At 67.3% G+C, this 18,011-nt stretch carries 22 protein-coding genes and 1 other RNA gene; 11 read left to right on the forward strand and 12 right to left on the reverse strand.

Features of this window, described 5'->3' with window-relative positions; genetic code table 11:
• Positions 1–6 precede the first annotated feature (6 nt).
• Positions 7–957, reverse strand: coding sequence for a 3-keto-disaccharide hydrolase (locus DJ018_RS07715; RefSeq protein ID WP_240609475.1), 951 nt, complete (start codon positions 955–957; stop codon positions 7–9).
• Between the two features lie 113 nt (positions 958–1,070).
• Between DJ018_RS07715 and DJ018_RS19135 the strand changes: the two genes are divergently transcribed.
• Positions 1,071–1,208, forward strand: coding sequence for a hypothetical protein (locus tag DJ018_RS19135; RefSeq protein WP_165842825.1), 138 nt, complete (start codon positions 1,071–1,073; stop codon positions 1,206–1,208).
• Positions 1,209–1,262: 54 nt separating this feature from the next.
• Positions 1,263–1,751, forward strand: coding sequence for a nuclear transport factor 2 family protein (locus DJ018_RS07725; protein ID WP_111514246.1), 489 nt, complete (start codon positions 1,263–1,265; stop codon positions 1,749–1,751).
• Here the strand turns inward: DJ018_RS07725 and nudC are convergent.
• Positions 1,748–2,677, reverse strand: coding sequence for an NAD(+) diphosphatase (nudC, locus tag DJ018_RS07730; protein ID WP_111514247.1), 930 nt, complete (start codon positions 2,675–2,677; stop codon positions 1,748–1,750). The genes DJ018_RS07725 and nudC overlap by 4 nt on opposite strands.
• Positions 2,678–2,775: 98 nt before the next feature.
• On the opposite strand from nudC, the gene ffs reads away from it, so the two are divergent.
• From ffs to def, 6 genes are all read left to right on the forward strand, one after another.
• Positions 2,776–2,874: signal recognition particle sRNA small type (ffs, locus tag DJ018_RS07735), an RNA gene on the forward strand.
• Positions 2,875–2,895: 21 nt separating this feature from the next.
• On the forward strand, positions 2,896–4,710 hold the full coding sequence (locus DJ018_RS07740; RefSeq protein WP_111514248.1) for a DNA polymerase III subunit gamma/tau: 1,815 nt from the start codon (positions 2,896–2,898) through the stop codon (positions 4,708–4,710).
• 3 nt (positions 4,711–4,713) lie between these two features.
• Positions 4,714–5,040, forward strand: coding sequence for a YbaB/EbfC family nucleoid-associated protein (locus tag DJ018_RS07745; protein ID WP_111514249.1), 327 nt, complete (start codon positions 4,714–4,716; stop codon positions 5,038–5,040).
• A 1-nt stretch (position 5,041) separates the two neighbouring features.
• The gene (gene recR, locus DJ018_RS07750; RefSeq protein ID WP_111514250.1) at positions 5,042–5,644 is read left to right on the forward strand and encodes a recombination mediator RecR; all 603 of its coding nucleotides are present in this window, start codon (positions 5,042–5,044) and stop codon (positions 5,642–5,644) included.
• Between the two features lie 56 nt (positions 5,645–5,700).
• On the forward strand, positions 5,701–6,975 hold the full coding sequence (locus DJ018_RS07755; protein ID WP_111514251.1) for a DNA recombination protein RmuC: 1,275 nt from the start codon (positions 5,701–5,703) through the stop codon (positions 6,973–6,975).
• A gap of 49 nt (positions 6,976–7,024) precedes the next feature.
• A complete protein-coding gene (def, locus tag DJ018_RS07760; RefSeq protein ID WP_111514252.1) occupies positions 7,025–7,534 on the forward strand; it encodes a peptide deformylase in 510 nt (169 codons plus the stop codon).
• A gap of 14 nt (positions 7,535–7,548) precedes the next feature.
• Here def and DJ018_RS07765 read toward each other — a convergent pair whose 3' ends face one another.
• Positions 7,549–7,914 (reverse strand): hypothetical protein, encoded by a 366-nt coding sequence (locus DJ018_RS07765; RefSeq protein ID WP_111514253.1) that lies wholly within the window; start codon positions 7,912–7,914, stop codon positions 7,549–7,551.
• A gap of 94 nt (positions 7,915–8,008) precedes the next feature.
• Here DJ018_RS07765 and fmt point away from each other — a divergent pair, with 94 nt between their 5' ends.
• Both fmt and truA read left to right on the forward strand, forming a co-directional pair.
• Positions 8,009–8,935 (forward strand): methionyl-tRNA formyltransferase, encoded by a 927-nt coding sequence (gene fmt / locus DJ018_RS07770; RefSeq protein WP_111514254.1) that lies wholly within the window; start codon positions 8,009–8,011, stop codon positions 8,933–8,935.
• Positions 8,935–9,678: a tRNA pseudouridine(38-40) synthase TruA gene (gene truA, locus DJ018_RS07775; RefSeq protein ID WP_111514255.1), complete on the forward strand. Its 744-nt coding sequence runs from the start codon at positions 8,935–8,937 to the stop codon at positions 9,676–9,678. Before fmt ends, truA begins: the two co-directional genes overlap by 1 nt.
• On the opposite strand, the gene dapE is transcribed toward truA, so the two are convergent.
• Positions 9,675–10,823 carry a succinyl-diaminopimelate desuccinylase gene (gene dapE, locus DJ018_RS07780; protein WP_111514256.1) on the reverse strand — a complete coding sequence of 383 codons (1,149 nt, stop codon included), beginning with the start codon at positions 10,821–10,823 and terminating at the stop codon, positions 9,675–9,677. The two genes, truA and dapE, sit on opposite strands and share 4 nt — an antisense overlap.
• A gap of 59 nt (positions 10,824–10,882) precedes the next feature.
• Here dapE and DJ018_RS07785 point away from each other — a divergent pair, with 59 nt between their 5' ends.
• Positions 10,883–11,362, forward strand: a complete 480-nt coding sequence (locus DJ018_RS07785) for a cupin domain-containing protein (RefSeq protein ID WP_111514257.1) — start codon at positions 10,883–10,885, stop codon at positions 11,360–11,362.
• Here DJ018_RS07785 and DJ018_RS07790 read toward each other — a convergent pair.
• From DJ018_RS07790 to rnpA, 8 genes are all read right to left on the reverse strand, one after another.
• On the reverse strand, positions 11,359–11,745 hold the full coding sequence (locus DJ018_RS07790) for a cupin domain-containing protein (protein WP_111514258.1): 387 nt from the start codon (positions 11,743–11,745) through the stop codon (positions 11,359–11,361). The two genes, DJ018_RS07785 and DJ018_RS07790, sit on opposite strands and share 4 nt — an antisense overlap.
• 76 nt (positions 11,746–11,821) lie before the next feature.
• A complete protein-coding gene (locus tag DJ018_RS07795) occupies positions 11,822–12,580 on the reverse strand; it encodes a hypothetical protein (protein WP_133254240.1) in 759 nt (252 codons plus the stop codon).
• Positions 12,581–12,584: 4 nt separating this feature from the next.
• Positions 12,585–13,427 carry a 2,3,4,5-tetrahydropyridine-2,6-dicarboxylate N-succinyltransferase gene (gene dapD / locus DJ018_RS07800; protein ID WP_111514260.1) on the reverse strand — a complete coding sequence of 281 codons (843 nt, stop codon included), beginning with the start codon at positions 13,425–13,427 and terminating at the stop codon, positions 12,585–12,587.
• A 2-nt stretch (positions 13,428–13,429) separates the two neighbouring features.
• Positions 13,430–14,107: a pyrimidine 5'-nucleotidase gene (locus tag DJ018_RS07805; RefSeq protein ID WP_111514261.1), complete on the reverse strand. Its 678-nt coding sequence runs from the start codon at positions 14,105–14,107 to the stop codon at positions 13,430–13,432.
• The gene (argB, locus tag DJ018_RS07810; RefSeq protein ID WP_111514262.1) at positions 14,104–15,018 is read right to left on the reverse strand and encodes an acetylglutamate kinase; all 915 of its coding nucleotides are present in this window, start codon (positions 15,016–15,018) and stop codon (positions 14,104–14,106) included. The genes DJ018_RS07805 and argB overlap by 4 nt, the downstream gene beginning before the upstream one ends.
• Positions 15,019–15,113: 95 nt before the next feature.
• Positions 15,114–15,764, reverse strand: coding sequence for a ribosome biogenesis GTP-binding protein YihA/YsxC (gene yihA / locus DJ018_RS07815; protein WP_111514263.1), 651 nt, complete (start codon positions 15,762–15,764; stop codon positions 15,114–15,116).
• Complete coding sequence (gene yidC, locus DJ018_RS07820) at positions 15,764–17,563, reverse strand: membrane protein insertase YidC (protein ID WP_111514264.1); 1,800 nt, start codon at positions 17,561–17,563, stop codon at positions 15,764–15,766. Before yidC ends, yihA begins: the two co-directional genes overlap by 1 nt.
• Before the next feature lie 15 nt (positions 17,564–17,578).
• Entirely contained in the window at positions 17,579–17,983 is a 405-nt protein-coding gene (gene rnpA, locus DJ018_RS07825; protein WP_111514265.1) for a ribonuclease P protein component, read from the reverse strand.
• Positions 17,984–18,011: the final 28 nt, after the last annotated feature.

Genomic DNA, 18,011 nt, shown 5'->3' on the forward strand with positions numbered 1-18,011 from the left:
TGGGCTCTACTTCTTCGCTGTGACGGTCGGCAGAGCGTTGATCGGCTCGAGCACGATGTTGCGGAAGAAGGTCTCGGCGCCTTCGGACTGGAGCTGGATGCGGCCGTGGGTGAGCGGCGTGCGCTTGCCGGACTCGTCGACGGTCTTGATGTCGTGGGCCACCAGCACGGGCACGCCGTTGACCACGTGAACCGCCTTGTCGCCCAGCACGTAGAGATCGAGAGTGTTCCACTCGCCGGCCGGCTTCTCAGCGTCGCGGTGGTTCTCCACGTTCCAGGCCGGGGTCACCACGTCCACCTCGCGCCCGCCGATCATGAACCGGCGGTGGGGGTAGATGATGGAAGGATCGTGGCCAGCGTAGGTGCTGGGCCGAACGTCCTCCCCGACCCGCACCAGCATGCCGGTGGAGCCCTGCATGATCTCGAACTCGACGGACTTCATCCAGGTGCCGAACACCGCGCCGTGCGCGCCGAAGGAGTGGTAGAGCAGGCCGTTGTTCGGCGGCAGGTTCACGCGCGGCGCCCAGCGACCCGGACCCCACTTGAACTCCAGGCGCAGGTGGTAGTTGGCGTAGTCGCCCTTGTGCACCAGCGCGCCCCAGGTCTTACCCGAGGCGTAGAGCGCCGGCGCGCCGTCTTCCTGCACCACCTTGAACACCTGGTCAGCGCCCGTGTGGCCGATGGGGGCTTCCGGCGGCTTGGTGTAGGTCTTGGCGGGATCGGCGTAGCCCAACCAGCCTTCCCAATCGGCAAGGTCGCGGCCGTTAAACAGCGCAACTTGCGGGCCCGTCGGCTTCGGCAGCGCGCCGAGCACCAGGTTTTGAGGCTTGAACGCCGGATCACCCTTGATCGCGGCGGTCTGCTCGGGCGTCGGCGCGGATTGTGCGACCGCGGCGGAAGCTGCGAGGGTTGCGACAAGGGCGAGGGCGGCGGTCTTCAGCACGTCAGGCGTCTCCAACTGAGCTTTTTGCCAGCCTGAATACCTGCGTTCCGCCGCCCCTGATAGCGCTGTCAGAGTCTTAGGCTCTAGACCGTGGGGATCGTGCCGCCGTCGATCACGTACTCCGCGCCATGGATCGCGGACGCGCGGTCCGACGCCAGGAAGGTGATCAGTTCGGCGCGGCTTTAGACGCCCTGCTGCTATGGGCGGAAAGCGCGCCAGGGGCGGTGCGTGAGCGGCTGATCGAAAGCCACCCAGAGCCGATCTGACCTGGAGAATACGCGGCGTAACTGTGTTATCTTGTCGGCGCTGGGAGATGCGCCATGCACACGCGGATCAGCTTGATGCTTGCTGTCGGGCTCCTTTGGGCGACTTCGGCTGAGGCAGGGTGGCGAGCTGGCACACCCCAAGCGGCGGAAGCGGTGCAGGAGCCGAGGATCGCCGCCGTCCTGGCTCGGGCCATGGCGATGGACCAGGCGATCCTGGCGCATGATGCGGCCGCGTTCACCGGCTTCTTCACCGAGGATGCCGTGGTCAACAACCCTTTCAACAAGGTAGCTCGAAAGGCCGACGCCGAGCGGAACATGCGCACGGGCCTGATTGACTACACCTCGCTGGAGCGCACCATCGACTACGCCGCTCTGCGAGGGGCCCACGAAGTGGTGCTGATGGGTGAGGAGGTCCTCACGCCGGTGCGCAAGGCAAAGTTCGCCGGCAAGACGGTCCGGCGGCGCATCACCGAAGTCTGGACCGACGTGAGCGGTGAGTGGAAGCTGGCGATCCGCCAGGCGACCATCTACGCGGCGGACTAGGCGCCTTCCTCAACCCAGGCCTTGAGCAACTGGTGGGCGATCGCCAGAGGCGGCGGGGCGGAGAGGCCTTGCAGCCGACCAGCCAGAAGGTCGGCAGCCTCAGCGCGGGTGAACCAACGCACCTCCGAAAGCTCAGTTTGGTCGGGGCTCCCCTCCTCGTCCTCCACCTCGGCCAGCAAGCCGATCATCAGCTGGGACGGGAACGGCCAGGGCTGGCTGGAATGGTAGCGGACAGCGGTGGCGTGCAGGCCCGCTTCCTCGTTCAGCTCCCGGGCGCAGGCTTCCTCGATGGACTCCCCCGGCTCCAGAAAGCCCGCAAGGGCGGAGAACATGCCGGGCGGCCAGGTATCCTGTCGGCCGAGCATGCAGCGCTCGCCGTGATAGGGCAGCATGATCACCACGGGATCCGTGCGCGGAAAGTGCTCCGTCGAACAGGCGGGGCAGACCCTCTTCCAACCGCCGTCGGCGATGCGGCTGGCCTCCCCGCAGGCCGAGCAGTGGTCGTGCCGACGATGCCAGTCGAACATGGACTTGGCTGTGGCGATGATGCCCGCCTCTGGCGCTGGCAAGCGCGCGGCCACCGGCCGGAGCTCCTCGAATCGCCCCAAGCCCTGCAGAGCCGCCTCAGACGGATCGGCCGTGCCGGTGAGCTCGAAGGCGAAAACAGGCGTCTCCTTCCAGAGCCCCATGAACAGCATGCGCTCGGGCGTGCCGCCGGCAAGCTCGGCCAGCAGCCGGCCGGCGAGATAGGCGATCTGGAGGCCGTCGTCGCGGTCTTCCACCAAGGGCCGGCCGTTCCAGAGCACGACGCCCAGGCTGGATGGATCGGCCAGCTGTCCCGCCAGCCAGTTCTTGTCTCCACGGCGGTCGCTGGCGCGGTCGAGCGGATTGCCGGCGAAGGTGTTTTGGAAGGCGGTCAGGGGCATGGCTGAAACCTCTAGTCCTGCGCGGCTGCGGCGTCATGTAGGTGGATGGTTTGCCGAGCGCCGCTTGCGCCCGCCGTTCTCTCCAGCGATATAGGGGGCGGAGATCGGCGACGGGCGGACGCCTCGCCAACCCGGTCAGGTCCGGAAGGAAGCAGCCGTAACGAGCCACGCTCCGGGTCGTTGTCCGGTCTCCACCTCCTCCTTAAGCTCCGAGCCCGATGGCCGACGAAGACTTCACGCTCGAAGACCACCCTCCGGAGCGTGACCCCAACACGGGCGACATGTTCGGAGACGCCGCACCGCCGGCGCCGCCCGCGGGTGGGGAGTCTGCCGCCTATACGGTGATCGCGCGGAAGTACCGGCCGCGCACCTTTGACGATCTCTATGGCCAGGAAGCCATGGTGCGGACGCTGCGCAACGCGTTCGCCACCGGCCGGATCGCCCACGCCTTCATGCTCACCGGCGTCCGCGGGGTGGGCAAGACCACGACCGCCCGCCTGCTCGCCCGGGCGCTGAACTACGAAACCGACGAGATCCACGCCCCGACCCTCGACTTCAAGGAAGAGGGCCGCAACTGCCGCGCCATCATTGAAGGCCGGCACATGGACGTCCTGGAGCTGGACGCCGCCTCCCGCACCGGCGTGGCCGACATGCGCGAGCTGCTGGACGGGGTGCGCTATGCGCCTGTCGAGGCGCGCTACAAGGTCTACATCATCGACGAAGTGCACATGCTCTCCACGGGCGCCTTCAACGCCCTGCTGAAGACGCTGGAAGAGCCGCCGCCGCACGCCAAGTTCATCTTCGCCACCACCGAGATCCGCAAGGTGCCGGTGACCATCCTGTCCCGCACCCAGCGCTTCGACCTGCGCCGGGTCGAGCCGGAGGTGCTGGTCAAGAACCTGGAGATGATCTGCGCCAACGAAGGCGCGCGGGTCGAACAGGAAGGCCTGATGCTGATCGCCCGCGCGGCGGAAGGCTCGGTGCGCGACGCCCAGTCCATGCTGGACCAGGCCATCGTCCAGTCGGAGCCCGGCCAGACGGTCACCGCGGAAAGCATCCGCGACATGCTGGGCTTGGCCGACCGCGGCCAGACCATCGCCCTCTTCGAGCATGTGATGCGCGGCGAGGCGGGCGAGGCCATCCAGGCTTTCCGCACAATGTACGGCTACGGCGCCAATCCGGACCAGGTGATGCTGGACCTGATGGAACATTGCCACTCCGCCTCGGTGGCCAAGACCATCGGCCCGCAGGCGCTGGTCATGCCCAAGGAGCAGGCCGGCAAGTTGGCGGCGATCGGGGCGGCGGTGTCGGCTGGCATCCTGTCGCGCATGTGGCAGCTGCTGCTCAAGGCCTATGACGAGGTCCGGCGTGCGCCCGACGCAGCCGCGGCCGCCGACATGGCCCTGATCCGCATGGCCTATGCGGCGGACCTGCCTGGCCCCGAAGAAGCGCTGAAGAAGCTGCAGTCCGGCGAGCCGCTGGGCGGCGGGCCTTCTGGCGGCGGCGGCGGCGGCGGTGGAGGCAGCGGCGGCGCCTCCATGGGCGGCGGCGGCGCGGTCAGCGCCGTGGCGCGCCAGGCCATGCCGCAGCCCCAGGCGTCTGGCGAGCCAGTCGCCCAGCTGAAGACCTTCGACGACCTGATCCAGCTGATCGACAAGCGCCGGGACATCGGCCTGAAGCTGGACGTCGAGCGCTTTGTCCGCCCGATCAGCTTCCGGCCCGGCGCCATCGAGTATGAACCGGCGCCAGGCTGCCCGAACAACCTCGCTCAGCGCCTGGTGGCGCGGCTCAAGGAATGGACCGGCGAGCGCTGGCTCATCGCCGCGAAAGGCGGCGGCGGCGAGGAAAGCCTCTGGGAAAAGCAGAAGCGCGAGGAGCGCGAGGTCCGCGCCAAGATCGAGCAGGATCCCTTCATCCTGTCCGTCATGGAAGCCTTCCCCGGCGCTGAGATTGTGGGCATTCGCAACATGCCGACGCCGGAGGTCAGCGAGCCCGCGGCCGAAGCGCCGGACGAGAACGACGATGAGGATTGAGTGATGAAAGACCTCGGCTCCCTGATGAAGCAGGCGCAGGCCATGCAGCAGAAGCTGGCCGACGCTCAGGCCAAGATCGCTGAGCTGTCCGTCGAGGGCACCTCGGGCGGCGGCATGGTGAAGGTCACGCTCAAGGGCACGGGCGAGCTGGCCCGTGTGGACCTGGACGAGAGCCTGATGGCTCCGGGCGAAGGCGAGGTGCTGGCCGATCTGGTGGTCGCCGCTCACGCCGACGCCAAGCGCAAGCTGGACGCCGCCCAGGCCGACATGATGCGCGAAGCGGCTGGGCCGCTGGCGGGCATGGGCCTGCCGGGCATGCCGAAGTTCTGATTTGGCCTCCACCGCCGGTCCCGAGATCGAGCGGCTCATCGGGCTGCTCGCTAAGCTGCCCGGGCTGGGCCAGCGCTCCGCCCGGCGGGCGACGCTTGCGTTGCTGAAGCGGCGCGAACAGCTGTTGGACCCGTTGGCTGACGCTCTGGCCGAGGCGTCGCGGCGGGTGAAGACCTGCTCCGTCTGCGGAGCTCTGGACACCCAGGAGCCGTGCGCCATCTGTTCGGACGTTTCCCGGGACAGCACCCTGATCTGCGTCGTGGAAGAGGTGGGGGCGCTCTGGGCCATGGAGCGGGCCAGCGCCTTCCGCGGCAAGTACCACGTGCTGGGCGGGCTCTTGTCAGCGCTGGACGGCGTCGGACCTGAAGCGCTGCGTGTGGGGCCGCTGGTTCAGCGCGCGTCCGACGATGGCGTCCGCGAGGTCATTCTGGCCTTGCCCGCGACCGTCGACGGGCAAACCACCGCGCACTATCTCGCCGACCGCCTGGCCGGCGCGAACGTCTCCGTCACCATGCTGGCGAGAGGCGTCCCCGTCGGCGGCGAACTCGATTGGCTCGACGACGGCACCATCGCCCAGGCCATGCGGGCGAGACGGCCGGCCTGACGCGGAGGCGCTGCGTCGCACTGGCCGCGACTCGCCATTCGCGTTAGGAACACACCATGAACGCCTCCATTCTTGCTGCGCTGGTCTGCGCCATTGTCGCCGTGGCCGCCCTGGCCTGGGCTTTCCTCGAGCGGCGGCGCGCGGGCGAGGCCGAGGCGCGAGCCTGGGACCTCGCCGAACGAGCGAACGGCGCCGAGGCGCGCGTTCGGATGCTGGAGGAGCAGGCTTCAATCCAGGCGGAGCTGGTGAAGGCCCAGGCGGCGCAGTCGGCGGGCGCGGTGGCCGAGGCGCTGCTGAAGCAAACGGAAGAGACCTTCAAGAACCGCGAGCTGCTGGCCCAGAAGCGCATCGAGGACCAGTTGAAGCCGGTCGCCGAGACCCTCCAGAAATTTCAGGAGCAGGTCACCGCGGCGGAAAAGGCCCGCGCCGAAGAGACCGGCGGCCTCAAGGAACAGATCAATCAGCTGCTGCAGGCGTCCACCGCCACGCAGGAAGAGGCTCGCAAGCTGTCCTCGGCCCTGCGTCGCGGGGCGGGCGTGCAGGGACGTTGGGGCGAGCAGACCCTGCGCAACGTGCTGGAAGCGGCCGGCCTCGCCCACCGCTTCGACTTCAGCGAGCAGACCTCCACCGATAGCGAGGAAGGCCGTCGCCGTCCGGACGTGACGATACGACTGCCGGGCGGCGGGGTGTTCGTGATCGACGCCAAGTGCTCGCTGAACGCTTTCCTGGAACTGCAGGAAGCGCTCGACGAAGCCGGCCGCGACGCCTGCGGCGTGCGCCATGTGCAAAGCGTGCGCGGCCACATCCAGGGGCTTTCGGCCAAGGCTTATTGGGATCAGTTCGATTCCTCGCCGGACTTCGTCGCGATGTTCGTGCCGCTGGACTCCGCGCTCGCCGCGGCCCTCGACCGAGCACCCGACCTGATGACCGAGGCCATGGAGCGCCGCGTGGTCATCGTGACGCCGACCACCCTGTTCGCCCTCTGCAAGGCGGTGGCCTACGGGTGGCGGGTGGAGGAGCAGGCGGTTAACGCCCGTAAGATCGCCGACCTTGGTCGCGAGCTGCACAAACGGATCGCCGTGATGGGCACGCACGCCTCCTCCGTGGGCAAGGCGCTGACGGCGGCGGTGGACCGCTACAACCAGTTCGTCGGCTCGCTCGAAACCCAGGTGCTGACCCAGGCCAAAAGGTTCGAGGATCTAAAGGTCGACCATGAGGGGCGGCAGGTGCCCTCGCTCGATCCGGTCGAAAGCGCGGTGCGGCCGCTAACGAAGCTGTCGGTCGCCGAGGCGCCGCGGGCTCGGCTGGTGGCCGGCGAGGAGGCCTCCTGAGGCAATCACCGACCTTGACGCTCAACTAATCCGAACCTACCTCCGCGCCATGGCCATCCGCGAAATCCTTACCGTCCCAAACCCCGTCCTCAAGCAGGTCTCTGAACCTGTGGAGAAGGTCGACGACGAGCTGCGGGCGCTGATGGATGACATGCTCGAGACCATGTACGACGCGCCCGGCATCGGCTTGGCCGCCATTCAGATCGGCGTGCCCAAGCGCGTGATCGTCATGGACCTCGCCCGCGAGAACGAGCCGAAACAGCCGCGCTATTTCGTCAATCCGGAGATCCTCTGGACCTCGGACGAGACCTTCACCTACGAAGAAGGCTGCCTTTCCGTCCCTGAGATCTACGATGCGGTGGATCGGCCGGCGCGCGTGAAGCTGCGCTACTTGAACTACCAAGGCGAACAGATCGAGGAGGACGCCGACGGCCTCTTCGCCGTCTGCATCCAGCACGAGATGGACCACCTGAACGGCGTCCTCTTCATCGACCACCTGTCGCGCCTGAAGCGCGAACAGGCGGTGAAGAAGGTCAAGAAGCTGGTCCGCGCGGCCTAAGCGGCCGCTCTCCCTCAGTTCGTCGCGTCGCGGGCTTCGGCGCCGGCCTCGCGGGCACCTTCCTTCGTCTCGCGACCGGCATCCTTGACCGCCGAGCCGAGGCCATTGAAGGCTTCCTTCACTTCTCCGGCGGCGGCCTTCACATCTGGATCGTCGGTGACCTGCTTGATCTCTGATCCGACCTTCTGAGCGCCTTCCTTGACGTCCTGACCGACGTTCTCAGCGCTGGCCTCAAAGCGGTCGCCGGCTTCGTTGGCGTTGGCGCGAATGTCCTGCACCGCCTCGTTGGTTTCGGCGCGGGTTTCCTGCTCTTCGCTGCGGGTGCAGGCGGTCACCGCGATGGCGAGGCCCAGGACCGAGGCTGTGACGAGAATGCGCATGTTCGGCTCCTTCGGAAGTCGGCCGTTCAACGGCGGAGCTTGCCCCGCAGTTCCTTGTCTGGCGCTCGCTATCGCCCGCAGCTAAAGGCTCGCCATGCGTCTCGCCTTTCTTGGCACCCCAGAGTTCTCAGTTGTCGTCCTGCGCGCCCTGGTGGACGCCGGGCATGAGATCGTCTGCGCCTATTCTCAGCCGCCAGCGCCCCGTGGCCGCGGTCACGAGTTGAAGCCCTCGCCCGTACACGCCTTTGCGGAGAGCCAGGGCATCGCCGTCCGCACGCCATCCTCGATGCGTGATCCTTCCGAGATCGAGGCTTTTGCGGCGCTGCAAGCCGACGCCGCGGTGGTGGTGGCTTTCGGACAGATCCTTCCCGGCGCGGTGCTCGAGGCGCCGAGGCTCGGAAGCTACAACCTCCATGCATCGCTGCTGCCGCGCTGGCGTGGCGCGGCGCCCATCCAGCGCGCCATCATGGCCGGTGACGAGCAGACCGGCGTGGAGGTCATGCGCATGACCGAAGGCCTGGATGAAGGCCCGGTGCTGTCGACCGCTACGTTACGGATCGGACCTCTGGATACGGCTGGAAGCCTGCACGACCGGCTGGCCGCGGCCGCCGCCGACCTGATTGTCCGCACCTTGCCCAGTATCGAGGATGGCTCGGCGGTGGCCCGCCCGCAGGCGGAAGAAGGCGTGACCTACGCCAAGAAGATCCGCAGCAAGGAAGCGCGCATCGACTGGGCCAGGCCGGGCCGGGAGATCGACCTCAAGGTTCGCGGCTTGTCGCCGTTCCCCGGCGCCTGGTTCACGCTGCCCAGCGACAAGGGACCCGTGCGCGTGAAGGCGCTGCTGTCCGCCTTCGAGGACGTGGACGGCGCGCCGGGCGTGGCGTTGGACGATCGCTTGCTGATCGGGACGGGAGCGGGCGCGGTGCGCCTGCTGCGCGTGCAGCGCGAGGGCAAGGGGCCGCAGGACGCCGAAGTGTTTCTGCGCGGGGCGGCCGTGCCGTCCGGGACGCGGCTGGACTGATGCCCCGGTATCGCTTGCTGATCGAGTATGACGGGCGCCCGTACCACGGCCTGCAGGCGCAGGACGGGCTGGCTTCGGTGCAGGGCGCCATCGAGCGGGCTGTGAAGGGGTTCTGCGGCCAGGAGCTGCGGCTGCATGCGGCGGGACGGACTGACACGGGCGTCCATGCCACGGGTCAGGTGGTGCACATCGACTTGGAGAAGGACTGGAAGCCCGAGGTGGTGCGTAACGCGCTCAACGCCCACCTCGTGCCTGAGCCGATCGTGGTGCTGGATGCGCAGGTGGCGCCGGAAGGCTGGCACGCGCGGTTCTCGGCGACCGGCCGTCGATACATCTATCGGATCATGAACCGCACGGCCCCGCCGGCGCTCGACCAGGGACGGGTCTGGCACGTGAAGAAGCCGCTCGACGCCGCAGCCATGAATGAGGCCGCGCAGGTCTTGGTGGGCCACCACGATTTCACGACATTCCGCGACCTAGGCTGCCAGGCCAAGTCGCCGATGAAGACGCTGGACGTCGCGCGGGTCTGGCGAGAAGGCGAGCAGGTGCTGCTGGAGTTCGCCTCTCGCTCGTTCCTCCATCGGCAGGTGCGCTCAATGACCGGAAGCCTGGCCGAAGTGGGCGTCGGCCGCTGGACCCGTGATGACCTGCGGGCGGCGCTGGAAGCCCGCGACCGCAAGGCCTGCGGGCCGGTGGCGCCCTCGTGCGGGCTGTACCTGACCGGCGTGGTCTACGGCGACTAGGCCGCGCTGAACGTCTCAAAATAGCGGGCGATGAGGCGCTCATAAACCGTTTGCAGCTTGAGGATCTCGTCCACTGGCGCCCGCTCGTCGACCTGGTGCATCGTCTTGCCGACAAGGCCCAGTTCAACCACGGGGCAAAGGGCGCGGATGAAGCGCGCGTCGGAGGTGCCGCCAGATGTGGAAAGCTCCGGAGGCTGGCCTGAAACGTCGGCGACGGCGCCGGACACCACTTCCGTGAAGGGACCGGGTTCGGTCAGGAAGGCCTCGCCGCTGATGGCGGGCTTCACGGTCACCGAGCCCTTGAACCCTTCGGCCACGGCGCGGGCTTCCTCCTCCATCCAGCTGGCCAGGGAGGCTCCGGTGTGGCTCGGGTTGAAGCGGATGTTCAGGCGTGCGCGGGCGACGCCCGGGATGACGTTGGTCGCCGTGTTGGGCACGTCGATCATAGTGACTTCCAGGTTCGACGGCTGGAACTCGGGGTAGCCTTCGTCCAGCATCCGATCCTGCAGTCGGGCCAGCAGACGCACCAGAACCGGCACAGGGTTGGCGGCGCGGTGCGGATAGGCGACGTGACCTTGCACGCCCTCCACCACGATCTCGGCGTTAATGGAGCCGCGGCGACCAACCTTGACCATGTCGCCAAACGACTCCGCCGAGGTGGGCTCGCCGACGATGCAGTGGTCGATGACCTCGCCCTCGGCCTGAAGCGCCTCGACGACCTTTTTGGTGCCGTGGGTGGCGACGCCCTCTTCATCGCCGGTGATGAGGAAGGAGAGGGAGCCCTTCACCGCGCCGCTCTCGATCGCCCGCCCGGCGGCGGCGGCGAAGGCGGCGATGGCGCTTTTCATGTCCACGGCGCCGCGGCCGACCAGGACCCCGTCGACCACTTCGGCGTCAAAGGCCCCCTGGCTCCAGGCCGCAGCGTCGCCCACCGGGACGACGTCGGTATGTCCGGCGAAGCACAGGTTCGGACGTGCCGAGCCGTAGCGGGCGTAGAGGTTCTCGATGTCGCCGAACTTCATGCGACGGCAGGTGAAGCCCAGGCCGGCCAGGGTCTGCTCGACCACGTCCATGGCGCCTGCGTCGGCGGGCGTGACGGACGGCCGGCGGATCAGCTCCCGCGTCAGGGTGACGGCGTCGATCATCTGGCCTCCGGCGCAGCTAGTTCCTAAGTTCCGAAGACGTCCTAGACCGGAACCGCCCCATGCCCAAGATCGACATCGACGCCGCGCCCACCCGCTTCGGCACAGGCTATCCGCCGCCCTTCGATGCGCCCTGCAAGGAGCGCCAGCGCTGGAAGCTGGGGGATGCAGCCGGGCTCACCCAGTTTGGCGTGAACCTGATGCGCCTGCCGCCCGGCCAGTGGACCAGCCAGCGCCACTGGCACTCGGCTGAAGACGAATTCGTGTGGGTGGTGGAAGGCGAAGTCGTTCTGATCACCGACGCCGGCGAAGAGGTGCTGCGGGCCGGCGAGTGCGCGGCTTTTCCCGCCGGCAAGGCGGACGGACACCACATCCAGAACCGGTCGGACCGGCTTGCCGTGCTCCTGGAGGTCGGGTCGCGCAAGCCGGGCGTGGACGCCGTCGACTATCCCGACATCGATCTCGTCATCCACAAGGGAGAGACGACCTACCGCCACCGCGATGGGTCGCCCTACGAGGCCGAGACGAAGCGCAGCCGCTAGCCGTTGTGGGCGGCGGCCTTGGGCTCTTCGGGGGCCTGATCGATGGTGACGAACACCACGGGCTCGCTCCCCATGGCCTTAGCCACGTGCCAGTCGTTGGGGGTCTCGATCGCCATACCGCCGGCCTGCACCCGCTGCTCATCGCCGGTGACCAGGTTGGAGACCTTCAACTCGCCCGAGAGAACGTACAGATAGCGCAGGTAGGGCTGGCTATGCTCGGCCAGGGAGCCGTTGGCCGGCAGCGTCTGCTGCGTCATGGCCAATTCCACCTGGGCGGAGCCGCTGGACGGAGCCGCCAGACCGTCGGGGCTGACTTCCCCGGCGAAAGCCGGCGCGGCGACCAGGAAAGCGGTCACGACCGCGGCGACGATATCTTTTCTCATTATGGGACCTCCCGTCGCAAGCCTAGCACGGCCCGCGCCAATCCCTAATGAAAGGTTAAGCTTGGACTTGGTTGCGTCAGAGCAGCGGCAGGGAAGAGCGCGGCGGACGCGGGCAGTGGTCGAGGAGATACCAGTCTGCGCCGAGGATGCCCCTGTGAAGATCGTAGCAGAGAGGCTCGCCCACCCGCACGCTCTGGAAAAAGCCAGGTTGGACGCTGATTTCCGCTGCGCCAGCGGCCCCGGGCAGCCCCGTCACCGTAAGCTGGTGATAGATAAAGGTGCGATAGCGAGCTCTCCTGCGGGACCTCTTCTCTTCTTTCACTCGCTTTGCGGTAACCTGTACTTGGCCGAGTTCGCCCTGCTTGTTTCCCAGGGCCACGTTCAGCGCCGCCGGGCTCGTGGCGCCTGCCAAGATTGCCAGTCCGATGGGGACGATGAGCCAACGTGGCTTGGCGAACAGCGGACGTGACAGGATCAGCCAGACCAAGGCGAGCGCCATGGCGACGCCGCATCCGATCAGCGTGAGCTGGCCGAGCCCCCCAGGGGTGAAGTCGACATCGTAGAAGACACGCCCGCCGAACAGCCCAGCGCCCAGCAGCGCGCCCAAGTTAGCGCGGGGATCGAGGTCGGCGATGCTGAAGGGCGCGACGCTGCGTCGGTAGATGATCGCCAGCGCCGTGCCGATCCAGGGCGCCAAGCCAGCCAGGAGCATGGCCAGGCCGTACGGCCATGGCCAGATGACAACCCAGAACATGAGGACGAGGAAGGCGACGACGCCGCCTTGCTCAAGCTTTGCGCCGCGCCCGTCATCAGCTTGAACGAGGCGGCGCATCAAGGCGTCAGTCCCGCAGCAGTTCGTTGATGCTGGTCTTGGAGCGGGTGCGCTCGTCCACCGTCTTCATGATCACGGCGCAGTAGGTGGACGGCAGGGACGGATCGTTCGGGTTGGGACGCGACCCCGGCACCACGACCGAGTAGGGCGGCACCTCGCCCAGGCGGGTCTCGCCGGTCTTGCGGTCGATGATCGGGGTGGTGGCGGTCAGGTAGACGCCCATGGACAGCACGCTGCCCTCCCGGACGATGACGCCTTCCGCGACTTCGGAGCGCGCGCCGATGAAGCAGTGGTCCTCGATGATGGTCGGGTTGGCTTGCAGCGGCTCCAGCACGCCGCCGATGCCGGCGCCGCCGCTGATGTGGCAGTTCTTCCCGATCTGGGCGCAGGAGCCGACGGTGGCCCAGGTGTCCACCATGGTGCCTTCATCGACATAGGCCCCGATGTTCACGAACGAAGGCATGAGCACCACGCCCTTGGCGATGAAGCTGCCGCGGCGGGCGACCGCGCCCGGAACGGCGCGGAAGCCGGCGGCTTCGAACTGGGCGGCTTCCCAGCCGGCGAACTTCACCGGCACCTTGTCCCAGTATGGGCCAGGAGGGCCGGCGTGCATGACGGTGTTCGGGTTCAGGCGGAAGGACAGCAGGATCGCCTGCTTGACCCACTGGTTCACCGTCCAGGCGCCATCTTCGCCACGTTCAGCGACGCGCAGAGCGCCGGAGTCGAGCAGGTTCAGGGTCTCGTCAACGGCGGTGCGGACCGGACCGTTGGTGGCCGTGCTGATCCCGTCGCGAGCCGCCCAGGCGGCTTCGATCTCGAGCTGAAGGTCGGCGGGGGTGATGGTGGTCATGGTCAGGCAGCTTCCCTGAGCTGGGCGCCGGAAAGAAACGGCGCGAGCTTTTCGGTGCGGTGATGGACGAACGGTGCGGTGGAGGCCGGTGCGTGCGCGCCGACCAGAACGGTGGTCATGCCGAGCTCGGCGGCTGGCGCCAAGTTGCGCTCTGAGTCCTCGAAGAAGGCTGCACCGCGTGGATTGAAGCCATGAGCTTCAGTGATCCGGGCGAAGGCCTGCGGTGAGGGCTTCGGCTCATAGCCGGTCGAGCCGATGTGGAAAACGTCCTCGAACAGGTCAGCAAGCCCCAGGCGCTTCAGCACCCGTTCGGCGTGGACGTCGTCGGCGTTGGTGAAGATGATCCGGCGGCCGGGCAGGCGCTCAAGGGCGGCGAGCAGGTCCGGGTCGTGCGCCAGAGCTTCCAGCGACAGGTCGTGGAAGATGGCGTGAAATTCCAGCGGGTCGACCCCGTGGTTCAGCATCATGCCCTTCAGGGTGAGGCCGTGTTCCGCCAAGTAGCTCTTCTGCAGGCGGAACGCTTCGTCCCGCGGCAGGCCGGTGACCTTCTCCACGAAGGCGGTCATGCGGTCGACCAGCGCGGCCATGAAGCCGCACTCGGCCGGGTACAGCGTGTTGTCGAGGTCGAACAGCCAAGTGTCGACGTGAGAGAAGTCCGGCCGCGTCAGGTCAACGCTCATGCGCTGATCAGCGTGCCGGCCCCGTGTTCGGTGAACAGCTCGACCAGCATGGCATGCGGACGGCGACCGTCCAGGATGACGACGGCTTCCACGCCGGACTCCACCGCGTGGATGGCGGTTTCAAGCTTGGGGATCATGCCGCCGGTGGCGACGCCGTCGGTGATCGCCTGACGGGCTTCGGCCACGGTCATCTGACGGATCAGCTCGCCATTCTTGTCCAGCACGCCGGCGACGTCGGTGAGCAGGAGCATGCGCTTGGCGCTGAGCGCGCCAGCCAGTGCGCCAGCCACGGTGTCGGCGTTGATGTTGTAGGTCTCGCCGGCTTCGGACACGCCGATGGGGGCGACCACCGGGATATAGTCCTCCTCGGCGTAGATCATTGCTTCGATCAGCTTGGGGTCGACCTTCTTGGGCTCGCCGACGAAGCCCAGATCGACGATGCGCTCTTCCTCGCTGTCCGGGTCCTTCTTGGTGCGGGTCACTTTTTCGACGGTGATCAGGCGCGCGTCCTTGCCGGACAGGCCCACGCCGCGCACGTCGGCCTCCGCGCCCGCCTGGGTGATCCAGCTGGCGATTTCCTTGTTGATGGCGCCGGACAGGACCATCTCGGCCACTTCCATGGTGGCCTCGTCCGTCACCCGCAGGCCGTCGATGAAGGTCGACTTCACGCCGGCTTTGGACAGCCAGGCCGAGATCTGCGGGCCGCCCCCGTGGACTACAACCGGATGGACGCCCAACATCTTCAGGAGCACCGCATCCGCGGCGAACAGCTTGGCCACCTGCTCTTCGCCCATGGCGTGGCCGCCGTATTTGATGACCACGGTTTCGCGGTCGTAGATCTGAATAAAGGGCAGGGCCTCGGCGAGGGTCTTGGCGGTGGCCCAGCCTTGGCCTTGGGTCTCGTCAGTCACGGGCGGACGGGGCTCCAGCAGTTCGGAGCGCTCCGATAGCGGACGTGGAAGCCGGTGTCATCAGTTCCTCCCCCGAGGGAGAGCAACCCGGCTTCTCAGAGCTCGACCGCGCAGGCGGCCATGATCTCGGCGCGCAACTCGGGGATGCCGGTCCCCTTCTCGGAGGAGGTGGCGAGCACGCGCGGGAAGGCCGCGGGGCGCTTGGAAATCTGCTTCAGGGTCTTGTCGACCAGAGCCTCGACTTCGTGCGGCTTGATCTTGTCGGCCTTGGTCAGGACGATCTGGTAGGAGACAGCGGCCGTGTCGAACGCGTCCAACGCTTCCGTGTCGACGGTCTTCAGGCCGTGGCGCGCATCGATCAGCAAATAGGCGCGCTTCAGGTTCGGCCGGCCTCGCAGGTAGTCCCGACCGAGGTTCTGGAACTTGCGGGCCGTGGTGCGGCTGACCTTGGCGAACCCGTAGCCAGGCAGGTCGACCAGGCGGATCCGCTCGTCCAGGACGAAGAAGTTGATCTCGCGCGTGCGGCCGGGCTCGTTCGAGGCCCGCGCCAGCTCCTTGCGGCCGGTGACGGCGTTGATCAGCGACGACTTGCCGACGTTGGAACGGCCGGCGAAGGCCACTTCCGGCAGGTCGGGCGCGGGCAGGCCGTCCATGCGGACGGCGCCCATCATGAAGGTGGTCTCGCGTGCAAAGAGCTTGCGAGCCGCCTCCAGGGCCTCGTCGTCGAAGACCGGGTCGGCGGCCACTAGGCGGCCGCCTTCTTACGCCCGGTCAGCTTGCCGATGATGCTGTCGATCGGGTTGTCGACCTTGAACCGGCGCATCAGCACGTACTGCTGCAGGATCGAGAGGACGTTGGTCCAGGTCCAGTAGATCAGCAGGCCGATGGCGAAGGGCGCCATGATGAAGGTGAAGATCACCGGCATGAACTGGAAGATGCGCTGCTGCACCGGGTCCGGCGCCGGCGGGTTCATCGCCGTCGTCAGCCACATGGTGAAGCCATAGAGCAGCGGCAGGATGCCGATGTGCAGGCTGGTGTCGAGCAGGCCGCCGATCAGCGGGGTGGTCGCCGGATTCCACGGGATCAGGCCGAACAGGTTCCAGATGGTCGTCGGGTCGCGCGCGGACAGGTCCTGGATCCAGCCGAGGAAGGGCGCATGCCGCATCTCGATGGTGACGCTGAGCACCTTGTAGAGGGCGAAGAAGACCGGGATCTGGACGAGGATCGGCAGGCAGCCGGCGACAGGATTGACCTTCTCGCGCTGATAAAGGGCGAGGAGCTCCTGCTGCTGCTTGGCCGGATCGTCCTTGTACCGCTTGCGCAGCTCCTCCATCTGGGGCTGCACCTTCTTCATCTTGATCATCGACTCGTACTGCTTGTTCGCGAGCGGGAAGAAGATCAGCCGCACGGCGACGGTCAGCAGCAGGATGGCGATGCCGAAGCTGCCCACGTGCTGGAAGATGAACAGCAGGAACGAGAAGATCGGGCGGGTCAGGAACCACAGAAGACCCCAGTCCACGGCGTCGTCGAAGCGGGCGATGCCGAACTGCTTCTCATAGGCCTGAAGCACCTTCACCGACTTAGCGCCGCTGAAGAAGCGGGTCGTTTCGGTGATCTGTTGGCCTGACGGAATGGCGCGGGCTTGGCCGGTGAAATTAGACTCGAAGACTTCGATGCCTTGATCGTTCAAGTTGCGGAATTGACCGCTGACGGCCTCGGCCTGGTCCGGCACGAGTGCCGCCAGCCAATACTTGTCAGTCATGCCGACCCAGCCGCCCTTAGAGTCGAAGCGCTGCTGGACGTTGTCTTTGGCCCACTTGCCGTACTTGATCAGCTTAAGATCTTGCTTGTCCGTTCCAAGGGCGCCCACAGCGCCTTCGTGAACGATCTGGCTGCCCTGGTGGGCGGGCGGCAGGCCCTGACGCTGGATGGAGCCGTAGGGGGCGAGAGTGACCGCCTGGCCGGACGCGTTGGCGACCGTGTCCGTGACGGTGAACATGAACCGCTCGTCGACGGAAATCCGACGGGTGAAGGTCAGACCCGCACCATTGGTGTGGGTGAGCACGACGGGCTGGCCCGGCGAAAGCACCGAACCCTGCGCCAGGGTCCAGAGCGTGTCACGGTTGGGAAGGCCCGGCACATTCGCGCCCGCCCAGCCGATCTCGGCGAACCAGGCGTGCGGCGCGCCTTCCGGACGCAGCAGTTCGACCGGCGGCGAGTTCTTCGCCACGGTCTCGCGGTATTGGGTCAGGTAGAGGTCGTCGATGCGCGCGCCGCGCAGGGACAGCGAACCCCGCAGCGCCGGCGTGGCGATCGGCACGCGCGGACTGGCGGCGACGGCTTGCGGGCGGGTCAGACCCGCAGCTTCAGCTGCGGCGGCCGGCGCACCGGGCGTCAGCGGCGCCTCGGCGGCGGGGCGAGCACGGGCGGCCTCCGCCTGGCGGCGCTTGGCGGCGGGCTCGAGCACGAACATCTGGTAAAGGATGAACAGCCCGAGAGCGCACACGAGGAAGATGATCGTGTTGCGGCTGGAGTCGTCTTGCATAGCGGGGGCGCGCGCTCAGTCGTTTTGAGGAGGAGAGGCGGGCGCCGTCACGTCTTTGTCCCGCCCGTCGCGTTCGGCGGCGAGCCTTATCAGCGCGCTTTTCATATCGTCAAGCAAACGGGGCCAGGGGCGCTTGGTCACACCGCCCCGGGCGATGAACACATAGTCGTATCCGGCACGGCCATGCTGGGCGACCAGCAGGCGGGCGGCCTCGCGCATTCGCCGCTTGGCGAGATTGCGGTCCACCGCGCCGCCAATGCGTTTGGTAGCGGTGAAGCCGGTGCGGACGAGTGGCTCGCCGTCGGGGCGGGCGCGGGCCTGAACGACCACGGCGCCCTTGGCGCACGAAGGCGCCTGCGCGCAGAGCAGGAAGTCTGCGCGCTTCTTGAGGCGTTCGATGGGAAACGCGGCGTCGGCCATGCCGACACCCTTACCTCGGTACTGAGGT

This window comes from Phenylobacterium deserti (assembly GCF_003254705.1).
GTDB lineage: Bacteria > Pseudomonadota > Alphaproteobacteria > Caulobacterales > Caulobacteraceae > Phenylobacterium > Phenylobacterium deserti.